The sequence below is a fragment of the Ruegeria sp. SAZD011 genome, assembly GCF_059612545.1.
The window spans coordinates 63,131-78,531 of the sequence record NZ_JBXWQU010000027.1; the positions used below are offsets into that span (position 1 = coordinate 63,131).

The following is a 15,401-nucleotide window of genomic DNA, read 5'->3' on the forward strand; positions in this document are numbered from 1 at the left end:
CGGATTTATCCCGCGTCCAGGACGCGGGCAGATCAGGCGGCGCTGAGGGCAATGAACCGCTCCAGATGGTAATCGGCATCGCCGAACCGGTGATCGGCCATCACGATGCGCTTGGCGATATGGGCCAGTTCGTATTCCTGCGTCATGGCGATGCCGCCATGCATCTGGATCGCCTCTTCGGCGACCAGCCGGCCAACGCGGGCAATCAGGTTGCGGGCGGCGGCGATCTGGCGGTCGCGGTCGGCGCTGTCGAGGTGGCCGCTCGCATTGATCAGGGCCGAGCGCGCCTGTTCCAGCTCGATCAGCATGTCAGCGAACCGGTGTTGCAGCGCCTGAAAGGTGCCGATGGGGCGGCCAAACTGCTTGCGCGTCATCAGATAGCCGCGCGTCAGTTCCACCGCGCTTTGCATTGCGCCCACGCATTCGGCACAAAGCGCCACATTGGCGGCGGCAATCGCATCCATCAGCGGCGCCAGCCCGCCCCCCGCCGCGCCCAACCGCGCCGACTGCGGCAGGTGGACATTGTCCAGCGTCACCTCGGCGGCGCGTCCCCCCGCCAGCATCGGATAGCCATGCAGCGTCACGCCCGGCGTTCCCACTGGCACCAGGAACAGCGAAATGCCGTCCAGGTCAAAGATCCCGCCGCTTTCGCGGGCCGAGACGATCAGGTGGCCGGCAGCTTCGGCATTCACCACCACCGCCTTGCGACCATTCAGCACGATCTCGTCACCGTCAACGCGTGAGGTGGTCTCCACCCGCGTCAGGTCATAGCGGCTGGCCGGTTCGCCATGGGCCAGCGCCAGATGCGCAGCCCCGCCGATGATCTCCTCCAGCAGCCCGCGCTGGGTATCGTCGCCCAGCGCCGCGATCAGACGTCCGCCCAGAATGGCGGTGTCCAGCATCGGCTCGACGACGCCCGCGCGGCCCAACTCCTCGAACACGGTGGCAATGTCGAAACCGGCGCCGCCAAACCCGCCGTCTTCTTCGGAAAACAGCGCCCCGATCACGCCCAGTTCCGCCAGACCGGCCCAGATATCCGCGCTCATGCCGCTGTCACTGTCCAGGATCGTGTTGCGGACGGATGTCGTGTAACGGTCCGCCAGATAGCGGCGCAGGGTATCCTGCAACATCTGGCGTTCTTCGGTCAGGTTGAAATCCATATCCCTCAGCCCCCCATCTTGACCTTGGCGATGATCCCGCGCTGGATCTCGTTCGACCCGCCAAAGATCGACAGTTTGCGGTTGTTGAAATAATGCGCCGCCACCGGCCCGGCATAGTCGGGGCCAATGGGCGCATTGTCGCCCTCGACCGCTTCCGAGACGAAGGGCATCGCATAAGGCCCCACCGCGCGGCGGGTCAGGTCGTTGATCTCCTGCCGGATGATGGTGCCCTTGACCTTGAGCATCGAACTTTCGACGCCCGGCGCCTGGCCACTGGCGGCCTGGCTGATGATGCGCATGTTGGTGGTGGCCATCGCCATCAGGTCGATCTCGACCTGCGCCAACCGGGCGGCGAAATGCGGGTTTTCGATCAGCGGACGACCGTTGGCCGTCTCGATCCGGGCGATGCGCTTGACCGCGTCCAGACCCGCCTGGCTGAATCCCACGCCCGCTATATTGGTGCGCTCATGGGTCAGCAGGTACTTGGCATAGGTCCAGCCCTTGTTCTCCTCGCCCACCAGGTTCTCGACCGGCACCCGCACGTCGTCAAAGAAGACCTCGTTCACCTCGGGCGTACCATCCAGCAGCACGATGGGGCGCACGGTGATGCCCGGCGTGGTCATGTCGATCAGCAGGAAACTGATGCCTTCCTGCTGCTTGGCCTCGGGGTCGGTGCGGACCAGGCAAAAGATCCAGTTGGCGTATTGGCCCAGCGTCGTCCATGTCTTCTGCCCATTGACCACATAGTGGTCACCGTCCCGCACCGCGCGGGTTTTCAGCGAGGCCAGATCGGACCCGGCGCCCGGCTCGGAGTAGCCCTGACACCACCAGTCGTCGCCCGACAGGATACGCGGCAGGTAATGGTCCTGCTGTTCCTTGCTGCCGAATTTCTGCAGCACCGGCGCCAGCATCGACAGGCCAAAGGGGACGATGCGGGGCGCATAGGCGGCGGCGCATTCCTCTTCAAAGATGTGCCGCTGCACCGCGTTCCACTCGGCCCCGCCAAATTCACGCGGCCAGTTATAGGCCAGCCAACCGCGCGCATTCAGCGTGGCATGCCATTTCTCATGGCCTTCCTTGCCCAGGCTGATGCCGCGCCGCACCTTGTCGGACACCTCCGCCGGCAGGTTCTCGGCCAGAAAGGCGCGCACCTCGGCGCGAAACGCCTGTTCCTCGTCGCTGTAATTCAGGTCCATATCCGCTTTCCTCCCTTGCCGCCGGTCTCCGGCGGCCCAGCCCGGCGCTCTGCGTCGGGCCGCGTCCGGGCGGGCCTCGATGGCCCGCCCGGACGCACACGCCCGCTCAGAAGATCTCGAACAGTCCAGCCGCGCCCATGCCGCCGCCGATGCACATGCTGACCACGCCCAGCTTGGCGCCGCGCCGCTTGCCTTCCAGCATCAGATGCCCGGTCATCCGCGCCCCGGTCATGCCGAACGGGTGACCGATTGCGATCGAGCCGCCGTTCACGTTGTACTTCTCCGGGTCGATGCCCAGCTGGTCGCGGCTATAGAGGCACTGGCTGGCAAAGGCCTCGTTCAATTCCCACAGGTCGATATCGTCGACCTTCAGCCCGTGCCGCTCCAGCAGGCGCGGCACCGCGAACACCGGCCCGATGCCCATCTCGTCCGGCTCACAGCCCGCCACACAGAACCCCTTGAACGCGCCCAGCGGTTCCAGCCCCCGGCGCTCGGCCTCTTTCGCCTCCATCAGCACCAGCGCCGCGGCACCGTCCGACAGTTGCGAGGCATTGCCGGCGGTCACGAAATTGCCCGCGCCCCGCACCGGCTCCAGACCCGCCAGACCCTCCAGCGTGGTCGAGGGCCGGTTGCATTCGTCGCGGTCCACGGTGACCTCGTGCATCGAGATTTCGCCGCTTTCCTTGTCCTTGACCGCCATCTTGGTGACCATCGGCACGATCTCGTCGGCGAACTTGCCCTCGGCCTGCGCCGCCGCGATAAGCTGCTGGCTGCGCAGCGAATATTCGTCCTGATACTCGCGGCTGAGGCCATAACGCTGCGCCACGATATCCGCCGTCTCGATCATCGCCATGTAGATGGCGGGCTTGTGCTCCTGGATCCAGGCCTCGGGCGCCGGGCGCGTCTTGGGCTGCACCATCGAGATGCTCTCGACCCCGCCTGCCACCATCGGACCCGACCCGCCCTCGGTGATTGCCTGCGCCGCAAGGGCAACGGTTTGCAGGCCAGACGAGCAGAACCGGTTCACCGTCATGCCCGATGCGGTGATCGGCAGGCCTGCGCGAATGGCGATCTGGCGGCCGATATTGCTTCCGGTCTCACCTTCGGGGAACCCGCAGCCGATGATGCAATCCTCGATCTCCGAGCCATCCAGCCCCGCGCGCGACACCGCCGCCTGAACCGCATGGCCACCCATGGTGGCCCCGTGGGTCACGTTGAACGACCCGCGAAAGGACTTCGCCAGCCCGGTCCGGGCGGTGGATACGATAACGGCTTGTTTCATGACACGGCTTCCTTGTTCAGATCGTCGAAAGAGCGGCCCTCGGCCACCAGTTGTTCCAAAAGCGGCGCGGGTTGCCAGAAAAAGGCATCCTCCGCCGCCCAGCGCTTGATATCGGCCAGCAGTTCCGGCAGGCCCTGCATGTCGGCCCATTTCAGCGGCCCGCCGCGATAGCGCGGAAAGCCGTAACCGTAGAGCAGGGTCACATCCACATCGAGCGGCCGGCGCGCTATGCCCTCGCCCACCACCTTGGCCGCCTCGTTGACCATCGCCGCCATGTAGCGGCGCACGATCTCGTCCTTGCTGAACGTACGCGGGGTGATCCCCTGCGCGGCGCGCTCACCCTCGATCAGCGGCATCACCTCGGGGTTCGGCACGCGTGCCTTGGCACCGGCGGCATAGTCGTAATAGCCCTTGCCGGTCTTCTGGCCAAAATGACCCGCCTCGCACAGCTTGTCGGCATAGGCGCTGTCACGGGAGCGCGGGTCCAGCCCCTCGGCCCGCTTGCGCTTGCGCACCGCCCAGCCGATATCCAGCCCGGCCAGATCGGCCACTGCGAACGGCCCCATTGCAAATCCGAACTCTTCCAGCGCTTCGTCGATCTCATAGGGCGATGCCCCGTCCAGGATCATGTGATCGGCGCAGGTGCGATAGACCGACAGGATGCGGTTGCCGATGAACCCGTCACAGACCCCGGCCCGGACCGAGACCTTGCCCAGCCGCTTGCCAAGCGCAAAGCCGGTGGCCGCGACATCGGGCGCGGTCTGGTCGGCAATCACGACCTCCAAAAGCTTCATCACATGCGCGGGCGAGAAGAAATGCAGCCCTAGCACATCCTGCGGCCGGCTCGTCACAGCCGCGATCTGGTTGATATCGAGATACGAGGTGTTCGAAGCCAGCACCGCACCCGGCTTGCACACGGCGTCAAGCTTGGTGAACACCTGCTTCTTGACCTCCATGTCCTCGAACACCGCCTCGATCACCAGATCGGCCTCGGAAAGGGCCGCGTAATCGGTGGCCAGCGTCAGCGCCTTGGTGGTCAGGTTGTCGAACTGCTGCGATGTCAGCTTGCCGCGTTTCAGCGCACCCGACAGATTGCCCTCGATCCGGCCTTTTGCGGCTTCGGCGGCCTCGGGTGTCATCTCCAGCATGGTGACCGTCAACCCCGACAAAAGCGCGGCGGTGGCGATGCCTGCCCCCATGGTGCCGCCACCGATGACGCCGATCGCGGCCAGCGGGCGCGGCGCCACACCTTCCAGTTCCGGCAGCTTGCCGACTGCGCGGTCGGCGAAAAACGCATGGATCAACCCCTCGCGCTGGTCCGAATTCATGAGTTCCATGAACAACTCGCGCTCGCGCTTCAGCCCGGCGGCAAAGCTCTCGGCCTCGCACGCCGCCTGCACCGCGCGCACCGCAGTGGCGGGCGACAGCTGGCCCCGACCCTTTTTCAGCACGGCGGCATAGACCGCGTCGAAATCGACCGGCGCGGGTGCGGGCATTTCGCCGACCGGGCGGCGCGGGGCGCCCTCGTCCAGCAGTTCGCGCAGGTAGCTCAGGCCGATCTCGCGCGGCTCACCCTCGGCGACGCGGTCGATCACCCCCAGGCGCAGCGCCTCGTCGGCGCGCACATGGCGGCCCGTGGTGATCATGTCGAGCGCCGCCTCGACCCCCGCCACTCGCGGCAGGCGCTGTGTGCCACCGGCGCCCGGCAGGATGCCCAGATGCACCTCGGGCAACCCGACCTTGGCTTGCGGCACCGCGATCCGGTAATGGGTGGACAGCGCCACCTCGAGCCCGCCGCCCAGCGCGGTGCCGTGCAGCGCCGACACGACAAGCAGCGGCGAGGCCTCGATCCGGTTGCACAGCTCGGGCAGGTGCGGTTCCTTGGGCGGCTTGCCGAATTCACGAATATCGGCCCCGGCGAAAAAGGTCCGCCCGGTGCCATAGATCAGCACCCCGCGCGCACCCTCGGCCTCGGCCCGGTCAAGTCCGTCGGCCAGCCCCTGACGCACCACGTGGCCCAGCGCATTGACCGGCGGATTGTCAGCCGCCAGAATGACGATATCTCCAACGCGTTCGTATCCGATGGCCTCGGGCATGGGGCCTCTCCTCCCTGTTTCAATCTGCGAAATGGCGTTCCGCGCGCTGGCAGGGTGATCCGCCGCGCATCCGAGATCAAGGGGGAATGGCCAAAGCGACGTAGGGTCCGGTTGGAGTCCGACGCCGCGCGGATGCGGCCCTAGAACAGGTCCTTGAGCGCGCGCAGCCGCTTGGCATGGCGGGCGCGCACCAGCTTGAACCGGTCCTTGACGAAGCGCCCGCGCCGCCGTCCCAGCATCTGGCCGAACCGGTGCCCCGATTTCAGCGCGCCCCGTTCGGCGGCCTTGATCTCGGCCCGTTCGCGCAGAACCCGGCGGAAATGGCCGATCAGTACCAGCACGATGGCAAGGAACAGCAGGAATGCGACCGGACGGTCGATGAAATCGAGCGGCTCCTTGACGCGGGCCATGCCGGCGCGCAGCTTCACCTCCATGATACCGCCCAGGACCATGCCCAGGATGATCGGCACCGAGGGCATCGACAGGCGTTTGAGGATATAGCCCAGCACCCCGAACAGCGCGGCCATCACGCAATCGGTGGCCGAATTGCGCAGCGAATAGACCCCGACAAAGCTGAGCGTCAGGATACAGACCCCCAGAAAGCGGTTGGGGATCCGGACCACCTGGATCAGCGACCGGGTGGCGAACAGCAGGAACACCAGAACCAGCACGTTGAGTATGAGGAGCGCGAGGTAGAGCGCCACCACGAAATCCATCTGGTTCTGGAAAAGGCCCGGGCCGGGCACCACGTTATGTACGTAGAACACGCTCAGCATCATCGCGGTCAGCGCCTCGCCCGGAATGCCCAGTGCCAAGAGCGGCACCATGGCGGCGGCGGGCACCGCGTTGTTGGCGGTCTCGGCGGCAATCAGCCCTTCGGAAGAGCCATTGCCGAAATCCTGCGGTCGCTTGGACGAGCGTTGCGCATAGGTATAGGACATGAACTGCGCGGTGAACTCGCCGACGCCGGGGATCATCCCCATCACCACGCCGAAACTGGCCGATACCGTCGCCACGCGCGGGTGACGCGCCAGTTCGCGCAGACCCTGGAACATGCCGCCGCGCAGGCGGGTCATGCGGATTTTCTCATCCTCCGAGGTGAGCAGGACAAAGGCCTGGCTGAGCGCAAAAAGACCCAGCACCACAACGATCAGGTTGATGCCGCCCGACAGGAACGGCTGGTCGAACGTATAGCGCGAGGTGTATTTCACCGGCTCCAGCCCGATCGACTGGATGAAGACGCCAAAGGCCGCCAGAGCCCCGGCAATCAGGGTCTGGCCGCGATGGGCCACCACCATCAGGATGATGCCCAGAAGGGCGGCAAGAAAGATCTCGCGGCTGCCGAAATAGGGCGCCACCCGCGCCAGCACCGGCGCGAACAGGATCAGGCAGATCACCGAGAAGATGCCACCGAAGAAACTGGCGGAATAGGCCAGGCTCAGCGCCCGGCGCGGCTCGCCCCGCGCGGTCATCGGATAGCCGTCATAGGTGGTCAGCGCATTCACCGCGGTGCCGGGCGTGTTGATCAGGATGGCGGGAATGGCGCCGCCATACATGGAACTGCCATAGATCCCCAACAGCACGGTCAGCCCCACGATCGGGTCCATCGAAAAGGTGGCCGGCAGCAGGATGGCGATGGCCACGGCAGGGCCGACACCAGGAATGGCGCCGATCAGGACCCCACCCACCGAGCCGGTTAGCAGCGCCAGCGCCACGTCCCAGCGCATCAGGATGTCGAGAGCGGAAAGAAGCAGGTCCATCAGAGATACAGGATAAAGAAGCTGCGCAACGCGCCGGGAAGGTATTCGTAGATCGCGCCGCCGGGGATCTTGACCCCCAACAGCCCCTTGAACAGAACCACCACCGCCACCGCGAACAGGATCGACAGGCCCAGCATCCGCCGGTCTCGATAGCCCATGCGCCAGGCCAGCAGCGGCACAAAGACCAGCGTCACCGGCAGATAGCCGATCAGCGGCACCAGCAGCACATAGGCCAAGAACCAGATCGCGAATTCCAGCACCTGCGCCCATTTGCGCAGCTCCCACCAGTCATAGCGGGTCGCCCGGCGCCAGGGCAGCAGATAGAGGTGAACGCCACCCAGCAGCACCATGCCGCCCAATCCGACGGCGGGCCAGAACCGGGGCTGGGCGAACAGCTTGGTCTTGGCGACCCAGCGGGTCTCGGTCCCGATCTGGCCAAGCAGCAGGATCGACACCGCGACAAAGAACAGGGCAAAGATCAGCTGGCCGCGCCGGGGACCGACAAAGCGGCGCTCGCGTTCAGTGGGCATGAGGCAGGGTTCCGGCAGAGAAAGGGGCCGGGGCGCATGGCCCCGGCCCGGTCGGCATCATTCCAGCAGGCCGCCGATACGGGCCATGGTGGCGATGTCATTGTCGATCCGCGCGGCGCTTTCGGCCGCGTCCTGCCAATAGACCAGCGCGCCGGTCTCCTTGGCCACCGCCTGGGCGCGATCGCTCATCATCGATTCCTTGGCGACGGCAACGATCTTGTCGCGCACGTCCTGCGGCGTGTCCTTGGTCACGAAGAGGCCGTTCCACAGCGCGATGTTCAGATCGGCATCCAGCTCGCCGATGGCGGGCGCATCCGGCACCAGCGGGATACGCTCGTCGGTGATCGAGGTCAGCACCTTGACGCTGTCCAGACAGGGCAGGATCAGTTGCAGCGTGGTGTTGATCACGTCCGCATCGCCCGAGGCAAGCGTATTGCAGTCGAGCGCGTCAAAGGCCGCGTCCGAGCCCCATTCGAAACCTGCATTCTTGGCGAATGCCTTGGTCACCTGCGTCGGGGTCAGCACATCTCCGAAATGGCCCAGCGCCACATCGTTGGATTTGGCGTATTCGGCCAGTTCCGCCATGCTGCTATAGGGCGCGTCGCCCGAGGTGGCGATGACAAAGGGATAGGTCAGGAAAATCCCCAGCGGGTCGAATTTCGCGGGCGTCAGCGGCGCGATGTCGATCTGGTGGCCCATCACCGGCACCCCGATCACGAAAGAGCCGATGGTATAGCCGTCGGCGGGCGCATTGGCGACCTCGATGGCGCCCGGGAAGGGGCCACCGCCACCGCCGGGCTTGTTCACCACGGCTGCCGCGACACCGTATTTCTCCTGGAAATCATCGGCGATCATGCGGGTCAGCACGTCCTCGAGATCGCCCGGCGGCCATGGCACGATGAAATTCACCGGTTTCTCGGGGTATTCGGCTGCGGCCATGCCTGCGCTCAGCGCAATCGCTGCGGTCGCAAGGGCGCCCGCGATCTTGGTCTTGATGGTCATGTTGTCCTCCCAGTTCGGTTTTCTTCCGCAAATCGGTTCATTATTTGAACCTACGGTTTAATTACAGATTGACAGGCGAGACTACCATCTGTCAACTATTTCTGCCAAAAGGCGCCCTGAAATCGCGAAACGCCCCTGTTTCGCACAGATCGGTGACGGAAAGGCAGGATGGGAACGGTTTCCAAGGCATTGTCCCTGCTGGCATTGTTCAACCACGGGCGGCTCGAAATGGGCCTGAGCGAGCTGACGCGTCTGTCGGGCATGAACAAGGCAACGGTCTATCGGATGATGACCGAGCTTCAGGCGGCGGGATTCGTCGAACAGATGAACGGCGACCGGGCCTATCGGCTGGGTCCCGAAGTGCTGAGGTTGGCCGCTTTGCGCGAGGCGGCGGTACCGCTGCTGTCGGTGTCGCGCGACGTGCTGCGGCGCCTGTGCGACGAGACCGGAGAGACCTCGCATATGTCGATCCAGCGCAATGGGCAGCTGACCACGCTGACCCATGCCTATAGCAGCCACCACGGCACCCGCGTGGCGATGGAGGATGCCGAGATCCTGTCGCTGCATGCCACCGGGTCGGGCCTGGCCTTCCTCGCCTTCTCACCCGAAGAGGTGGTGACGCGCGCGCTGTCGGCACCGCTGGTCAAACACACACCCCAGACCGAAACCGACCCCGAGCGCCTGCGCCATGCGCTGGCCGAGGCACATGAGAGCGGTATCGCGGAATCGGTGGGCGGGTTCGAAGCGGATGTATATTCCCACGCGGCGCCGATCTTTGGCGCCGACCAGCGCCCGATCGGGGCGCTGGCGGTGGCGGCGCCTGTGTCGCGGATGACCGCCGAACTCAAGAGCCGCGTGCGCGCCGCGCTCAAGGTGGCGGCACTTGACCTGACCCAGCGCACCGGCGGGTTCTGTCCACCGGACTATCCCGGCGCGGCCTAGGGTCAGGCGTCAGGACGCAGACAGGTCCAGACGGTGCGGGTGGATTTCTCCTCAACCTTCGTGAACCCTGCCTGGGTCAGGATACTCTTGCATTCGCGCATGCCTGCGATCTCATAGGCCTCGGGGTGGAATTCCAGCACGATGGCACGGAACTGGCTTAGATCGGCATGGCGCAGCAACTCCAGTTCGCCGCCCTCGATATCCATGATCAGAACGGTGGCACCGGTCTCGGCACAGACTTCGGCGAAATCGGCAGTGGGCACCTCGACCACGGTCGAGGGCCGCTCGGCCGGGTTGAGAAGCGATGAGCCGAGATAGCTGCTGCGGATGTGAAAGGGGATGGTTTCGGGCCGGTCCGGGGCGCTGATCAGGATCTGATTGCGCAGACTGATCTTCTTTCCCAGCCCGTTGAGCGCATAAAGCGCCTCGATCTCGGGCACCAGTTCGGGGTTGGCCTCGAACGAGGTTACCGATTTCGGCTTGGCGTTCCTGGCCACCACCGCGCCGACGATGCCAAGCCCGGCGCCGATTTCCAGCACCACGTCCTTGGGGCCGGTGACATGCAGCGCGCCCGCGATTTCCTGCCCCTCATAGCGGGCGGTGTTGATGCGTTCGATCCGGGTCTCGTTGAGAAATCGCGAGGCCGGGACCTTGACGCCCAGACACTCGGCGGCGACGGAATTCGTTTCGGGCACTGCCTTGCCTCACCTTATGCTTGTCTTGCGCGCATCCTGTGTTTCAAGGGGCGAAAAGGCAAGCCTTATGCGGTGTTCGCCTTGGAAAATGAGGCGTCTGCCGCTGGTTTGGGATGCCTCCGGCGGGAGTATTTTCGGCAAAGTGAAAGGGGCAGAGCCGTGCGCTGAACAGGTGCCAGCAGTTGTCAGGCCTCGGGCACGTGCAAAACCAGCCCGTCGAGATCTGGATGCGCCTCGATCTGGCAACTGAGGCGGCTTCGCGGCTGACGCTCGGCGGCGGTGATGTCGAGCATGGCGTCCTCGAACTCACCCGGCACGCCGGTCCGGTCGGCCCAGTCCGGATCCACCACCACATGGCAGGTGGCGCAACTGAGGCAGCCGCCGCATTCACCGATCACGCCGGGCACGTTGTTGGCCTGCGCCGCCTCCATCAGCGACAGGCCGGGGGCGACCTCGGCCGCAATCTCGCGGCCGTCGGCCAGTTTCCAGGTCACGCGCATGGCAAGTTCCTCAGATGAAGTAGACATAGAAATCGCGCAGCGCGTCGCCTTCGAGATCGCGGGTCTTGCGCACTTCCTTGGCTTTCATGAACACATGGTTGGCCACCAGTTCGGCGCCCACCGCCTGGGCCAGTACGGTGTCACGCTCCAGATCGCGGACCGCGCCGGCGAGGTCGATGGCGGTGCCTTCCTTGGCATCGGTACTGTCGAACCCGTCGCCGGTTTCCATCGGCGGCAGCGCATGACCGTTCTCGACCCCGAGCCGTGCCGCCTGCAAGACGGCGGCAACGGCGGTATAGGGGTTCGCGGAGGCATCGGCCATCCGGTGTTCCAGCCGCGCCTTGGCGCCACCTTCGGAGCTGATGCGGGTGGTGACGTTGCGGTGATCGCCGCCCCAGTTCTGCCAGTACCCCGACAGCGAGCCCGGTTGCAGCCGCATGTAGGAATTGGCGGTTGGCGCGATCAGCCCCGCCAGCCCCTTGTGATGGTGCAAGAGTCCCGCCAGGCACCCACGCGCCAGATCGTTCATATGCTCGGGCCCGCCGCGCGGGCCGGAGGACAGCGCATTGGCGCCGGTCGCATCCTGGAAGGAGAAGTTGATATGCATGCCCGAGCCGCCCGCCTCGGCGATCGGTTTCGGCATGAAGGTCAGCACGATGCCGTATTCCAGCGCGATCTCGCGCGCCATCAGGCGGAACAGCACGATATCGTCCACCGCCTTGAGCGCATCGTCAAAGGTCAGCGTATATTCGAACTGCGGGCTGTCGAACTCGGCGGTGATCATGTCGAGGGAGAAACCCATCTCCTCGGCCATCGCCCAGATCCGGTCGTTGAACCGCAGGGGATCGGCAAAGGGACCGGTGCCATAGACCACGCCGCCCGGCGCGTCATAGGGCACCAGCCGCCCATTGTCGTCGGCCTGAAGCGCGAAACACTCCAGCTCAATCCCCACCTTGGGGCTGAGACCATGCGCCTGCCAATCGGCCACCGCCCGTTTCAGCGCGCCGCGCGGGCAGAGCGGCAGCGGCTGGTCCTGGTCGTCATAGAGATCGCCCAGAACCACCCTGGTGCCGGTGTGCCAGCTGTCGCGGATATCGTCATGGACCCATTTCAGTTCCATATCCGGCAGGCCCTGCTTCATCATCGCGCCGGGCGCGTCCAGCAGGTCGCGGTCGTAATGCACGCCAAAGGTCGAGCGGCAGAACCGGGTGGAACTGTCGGCGATCTTGGAATTGGGCAGGTATTTGCCCCGCATCACGCTGAGATGGTCGCAGAACATCGCGCGCAATCTGTCTTTCATGTCGGGGCTCCTCCCTGTTGAGCCTGTTATGATGCCGGGTCAGGCGCGGCGGACGGTGACCGGCAGTTCCTTGATCCCGCCCACGAAATTCGAGCGCAGGAACCTGTGCGGTCCGGCCGGTTCGATCGAGCTTAACCGCTTGGCCAGCTCCTGGAACAGCACTTTGACCTCGAGCCGGGCCAGCCACATGCCCAGGCAGACATGCGGTCCACCCTGGCCGAAACTCAGATGCCGGTTCGGGTTGCGGTAGAGATCGACCCGGAACGGGTCGTCGAACACCGTCTCGTCGCGGTTGGCCGAGGACCACCAGTACAGCACCTTGTCGCCTGCCCGGATGGTCTTGCCATGCATCTCGTGATCCTGAAGCGCGGTGCGCCGGAAATAAAGCGCGGGCGTCGCCCAGCGGATGATCTCGTCCGGCGCGGTCTCCCAGATATCGCCGCCCGCCTGCATCTGTTCCAGCAGCTCGGGCTGGTGGCACATGGCCTGGATACCGGCGGCGATGGAATAGCGCGTGGTGTCGTTGCCCGCCGCCACCACGAGGCAAAAGAAGTTGCGGAACTCGGTATCGCTGATAACCGAGCCGTCCTTGGACGGTTGCAGGATCATGTGCAGCACGCCCGAGGTATCGCCGGCCTTCTCCTTCTGCTCCATCAGGTCCTTGGCATAGAGGTACAGCTCGGCCCCGGCGGGCGAGTTGAAGGGCATCATCCGGTATTCGTCGGTGTCGAGCTTGTCGAGCACATGGGTGGTGAAATCGGGATCGGTATTGGCGATCAGCGCGTCACCCTTTTCCACCAGCCAGGGCAGATCAGCATCGGGCAGGCCGACGATGCGGCCCAGCATCCGCATCGGCAGCTGGCGCGCGATTTCCTTGGTGGCGTCGAACGTGCCCTTGTCCAGCACCTCGTCCAGGATATCGACGCAGATCGCCCGGATGTCGTCCTCGTACTGCGCCATGGTGGTACGCGAGAACGCCTTCATCAGCTTCATCCGGGTCTGGCTGTGCTCGGGCGGGTCGGTCTCCTGAAAGGTGCGGCGGGCCAGGTATTCCTCATAGCTCTGATCCTCCATCCGGATGCCGCGGGCCGAGGAAAACACCGCGGTGTTCCTGTTCATCTCGGCAATGTCAGCATGGCGGGTGACCGACCAGAAATCCTGCCCATCGGTGTATTCGGTCCAGTGGAGCGGATCCTCGCGACGCAGCCGGGCAAAGGTGTTGTGCGGCGCGCCTCCGGCAAAGGCGTCATGGCTGGTCAGATCGGCATGGCCGTCATCGGTGGGGGTCCAGACCGTCATGTTTTTCACCTTCCCTCATGTCGCGAACGAATGTATATTATAAGAGGTCATAAATATGTAAACGAAAATCTCTCGGGGAAAAACATGCACCTGGCGATCCTGATGACAAATACGGACGAAAGCGATTTCGCCCAACGCCACCCCAAGGACGAGCAGAAATTCGCAGAGCTGATCCAGATGGCGCGCCCCGACTGGACCACCACGGCCTATGTGGTCAAAGACGGGCAGTTTCCGGAAACGCTTGACGGGGTCGACGGGGCGATGATCACCGGCAGCCCCGCCTCGGTATTGGACGACGCGCCCTGGATCGAGCGTCTGTTGGACCTGATCCGGGACATGCACGCGCGCCGCCTGCCGGTCTTTGGCGCCTGCTTCGGCCATCAGGCCATAGCGCTGGCTTTGGGGGGCAGCATCGGGCGCAATCCCGGTGGCTGGGTGCATGGGCTGACCCGCAACCGGATACTGGAGCGCCCAGACTGGACGCGCGACCTGCCGGACGAGGTCAGGCTTTATGGATCTCACATGGAGCAGGTGACCGCCTTGCCACAGGGCGCACGCGTGATTGCCGAAGGGCCGGATTGCCCGGTCACCGGCTTCGTGCTCGGCCAGCACATCTATACCACCCAGCACCACCCCGAGATGACTCATGACTTCGTCGAGGCCCTGACCGAGGAAATGGCCGAGGAACTGGGAGAAGAGATCTGTGCCCGCGCCCTGGCCTCGCTCTCGGAGCAAGCGGACATGGCCACCTTTGCCGAAAGCATCGCGCGCTTCTTCGAACAGGCGCGCCCTGAATAGGGCACACCAGCCCTGCCGCTTCTTTCTGGTCAAAAATACTCGAATCCCGCCCCCTCGGCCGCCGCAACGGCCAGGACAGGCTCACCCCAGCGCGGCCAGCAGGTCCATCACCGTCACCTGATCGAACTGCACATGGCGGATCATTGCCGCCTCGGCCTCTTCGCGCCGCCGGTCAAAGATCAGCGTAGCGATTTCGCGGTGCTCCCGCGCCGAGGCCGGGATCGACCCCGGATAGCTGTAACGCGCCCGGTAATAGGCCAACAGCTTGCGGGCATGGGTCTTGATCATCTCGACCAGATAGGGGTTGCCCGCGCCCAGCGCGACGGTCTCGTGAAACTTCAGGTTCAACCGGTAATAGCCGAACGGATCCCCGTCGCCCTTGTCGCGGGCATGGGCCTCGCAGGCGGCCACCACCGCCTCCAGTTCGGCCGCCTGCGTCGCGTTCATGCGCCGTGCGGCAAGCCCTGCCGCCTGCCCCTCCAACCGGGCGTGAACCTCCAGAATGGCCAGGAACTCTTCCAAGGTCGGCTTGAACACGACCGCGCCCTTGCGCGGCAGCCGGCGGATCAGACCTTGGGTTTCCAGCTGGATCAGCGCCTCACGCACCGGGGTGCGCGACACGCCATGCCGCTCGGTCAGCGCGGCCTCCTCCAGCAGATCGCCAGGCCCCAGGCGGCCATGCTCGATATCTTCGAGCACCCCATTCAAAACCTGTTCGGTCTGTCCCGCCATCGTCTTCACCCTGCTTGGATGTGCCAACCCTAGGACCGGCGCGCGCAGGGTGCAACGCGGGGGCGCACGCAAATGTGACGGCCAGCGCGGCCCGTACCAAAGACTTGAC

At 65.0% G+C, this 15,401-nt stretch carries 14 protein-coding genes; 2 read left to right on the forward strand and 12 right to left on the reverse strand.

What is annotated here, in order from left to right; all coding sequences use genetic code 11:
• Window positions 1–32 precede the first annotated feature (32 nt).
• From AC2FLM_RS14865 to AC2FLM_RS14895, 7 genes are all read right to left on the reverse strand, one after another.
• On the reverse strand, window positions 33–1,160 hold the full coding sequence (locus AC2FLM_RS14865) for an acyl-CoA dehydrogenase family protein (RefSeq protein ID WP_496858959.1): 1,128 nt from the start codon (window positions 1,158–1,160) through the stop codon (window positions 33–35).
• Between the two features lie 5 nt (window positions 1,161–1,165).
• Window positions 1,166–2,356, reverse strand: a complete 1,191-nt coding sequence (locus AC2FLM_RS14870; protein WP_496858960.1) for an acyl-CoA dehydrogenase family protein — start codon at window positions 2,354–2,356, stop codon at window positions 1,166–1,168.
• A gap of 106 nt (window positions 2,357–2,462) precedes the next feature.
• Window positions 2,463–3,638, reverse strand: a complete 1,176-nt coding sequence (locus AC2FLM_RS14875) for an acetyl-CoA C-acyltransferase (protein ID WP_234221603.1) — start codon at window positions 3,636–3,638, stop codon at window positions 2,463–2,465.
• Entirely contained in the window at window positions 3,635–5,734 is a 2,100-nt protein-coding gene (locus AC2FLM_RS14880; protein ID WP_496858962.1) for a 3-hydroxyacyl-CoA dehydrogenase NAD-binding domain-containing protein, read from the reverse strand. The genes AC2FLM_RS14875 and AC2FLM_RS14880 overlap by 4 nt, the downstream gene beginning before the upstream one ends.
• A 140-nt stretch (window positions 5,735–5,874) precedes the next feature.
• Window positions 5,875–7,494 (reverse strand): tripartite tricarboxylate transporter permease, encoded by a 1,620-nt coding sequence (locus AC2FLM_RS14885; protein WP_496858964.1) that lies wholly within the window; start codon window positions 7,492–7,494, stop codon window positions 5,875–5,877.
• Window positions 7,494–8,024, reverse strand: a complete 531-nt coding sequence (locus tag AC2FLM_RS14890) for a tripartite tricarboxylate transporter TctB family protein (RefSeq protein WP_234140081.1) — start codon at window positions 8,022–8,024, stop codon at window positions 7,494–7,496. The genes AC2FLM_RS14885 and AC2FLM_RS14890 overlap by 1 nt, the downstream gene beginning before the upstream one ends.
• A 57-nt stretch (window positions 8,025–8,081) precedes the next feature.
• Window positions 8,082–9,026 (reverse strand): tripartite tricarboxylate transporter substrate binding protein, encoded by a 945-nt coding sequence (locus AC2FLM_RS14895; RefSeq protein WP_234140082.1) that lies wholly within the window; start codon window positions 9,024–9,026, stop codon window positions 8,082–8,084.
• 168 nt (window positions 9,027–9,194) lie between these two features.
• On the opposite strand from AC2FLM_RS14895, the gene AC2FLM_RS14900 reads away from it, so the two are divergent.
• Entirely contained in the window at window positions 9,195–9,968 is a 774-nt protein-coding gene (locus tag AC2FLM_RS14900) for an IclR family transcriptional regulator (protein WP_496858967.1), read from the forward strand.
• 2 nt (window positions 9,969–9,970) lie between these two features.
• Here AC2FLM_RS14900 and AC2FLM_RS14905 read toward each other — a convergent pair whose 3' ends face one another.
• From AC2FLM_RS14905 to AC2FLM_RS14920, 4 genes are all read right to left on the reverse strand, one after another.
• Window positions 9,971–10,663: an FkbM family methyltransferase gene (locus tag AC2FLM_RS14905; protein WP_234217129.1), complete on the reverse strand. Its 693-nt coding sequence runs from the start codon at window positions 10,661–10,663 to the stop codon at window positions 9,971–9,973.
• Window positions 10,664–10,848: 185 nt separating this feature from the next.
• Window positions 10,849–11,163, reverse strand: coding sequence for a 2Fe-2S iron-sulfur cluster-binding protein (locus AC2FLM_RS14910; RefSeq protein ID WP_496858969.1), 315 nt, complete (start codon window positions 11,161–11,163; stop codon window positions 10,849–10,851).
• 10 nt (window positions 11,164–11,173) lie between these two features.
• Window positions 11,174–12,463 (reverse strand): type I glutamate--ammonia ligase, encoded by a 1,290-nt coding sequence (locus AC2FLM_RS14915; protein WP_496858970.1) that lies wholly within the window; start codon window positions 12,461–12,463, stop codon window positions 11,174–11,176.
• A gap of 39 nt (window positions 12,464–12,502) precedes the next feature.
• Complete coding sequence (locus AC2FLM_RS14920) at window positions 12,503–13,762, reverse strand: cytochrome P450 (protein WP_496858971.1); 1,260 nt, start codon at window positions 13,760–13,762, stop codon at window positions 12,503–12,505.
• Between the two features lie 84 nt (window positions 13,763–13,846).
• Between AC2FLM_RS14920 and AC2FLM_RS14925 the strand changes: the two genes are divergently transcribed.
• Window positions 13,847–14,560 (forward strand): type 1 glutamine amidotransferase, encoded by a 714-nt coding sequence (locus AC2FLM_RS14925; protein WP_234221610.1) that lies wholly within the window; start codon window positions 13,847–13,849, stop codon window positions 14,558–14,560.
• Window positions 14,561–14,641: 81 nt separating this feature from the next.
• Here AC2FLM_RS14925 and AC2FLM_RS14930 read toward each other — a convergent pair whose 3' ends face one another.
• Window positions 14,642–15,292, reverse strand: coding sequence for a GntR family transcriptional regulator (locus AC2FLM_RS14930; RefSeq protein ID WP_496858972.1), 651 nt, complete (start codon window positions 15,290–15,292; stop codon window positions 14,642–14,644).
• Window positions 15,293–15,401 lie beyond the last annotated feature (109 nt).

Excerpts from the sequence above, each read along its gene's own strand:
- AC2FLM_RS14910 (WP_496858969.1), bottom strand. The coding sequence starts at position 11,163 with ATGCGCGTGACCTGGAAACTGGCCGACGGCCGCGAGATTGCGGCCGAG.
- AC2FLM_RS14890 (WP_234140081.1), bottom strand. The coding sequence starts at position 8,024 with ATGCCCACTGAACGCGAGCGCCGCTTTGTCGGTCCCCGGCGCGGCCAG.
- AC2FLM_RS14895 (WP_234140082.1), bottom strand. The coding sequence starts at position 9,026 with ATGACCATCAAGACCAAGATCGCGGGCGCCCTTGCGACCGCAGCGATT.
- AC2FLM_RS14920 (WP_496858971.1), bottom strand. The coding sequence starts at position 13,762 with ATGACGGTCTGGACCCCCACCGATGACGGCCATGCCGATCTGACCAGC.
- AC2FLM_RS14925 (WP_234221610.1), top strand. The coding sequence starts at position 13,847 with ATGCACCTGGCGATCCTGATGACAAATACGGACGAAAGCGATTTCGCC.
- AC2FLM_RS14865 (WP_496858959.1), bottom strand. The coding sequence starts at position 1,160 with ATGGATTTCAACCTGACCGAAGAACGCCAGATGTTGCAGGATACCCTG.
- AC2FLM_RS14880 (WP_496858962.1), bottom strand. The coding sequence starts at position 5,734 with ATGCCCGAGGCCATCGGATACGAACGCGTTGGAGATATCGTCATTCTG.
- AC2FLM_RS14915 (WP_496858970.1), bottom strand. The coding sequence starts at position 12,463 with ATGAAAGACAGATTGCGCGCGATGTTCTGCGACCATCTCAGCGTGATG.
- AC2FLM_RS14885 (WP_496858964.1), bottom strand. The coding sequence starts at position 7,494 with ATGGACCTGCTTCTTTCCGCTCTCGACATCCTGATGCGCTGGGACGTG.
- AC2FLM_RS14900 (WP_496858967.1), top strand. The coding sequence starts at position 9,195 with ATGGGAACGGTTTCCAAGGCATTGTCCCTGCTGGCATTGTTCAACCAC.
- AC2FLM_RS14870 (WP_496858960.1), bottom strand. The coding sequence starts at position 2,356 with ATGGACCTGAATTACAGCGACGAGGAACAGGCGTTTCGCGCCGAGGTG.
- AC2FLM_RS14875 (WP_234221603.1), bottom strand. The coding sequence starts at position 3,638 with ATGAAACAAGCCGTTATCGTATCCACCGCCCGGACCGGGCTGGCGAAG.
- AC2FLM_RS14930 (WP_496858972.1), bottom strand. The coding sequence starts at position 15,292 with ATGGCGGGACAGACCGAACAGGTTTTGAATGGGGTGCTCGAAGATATC.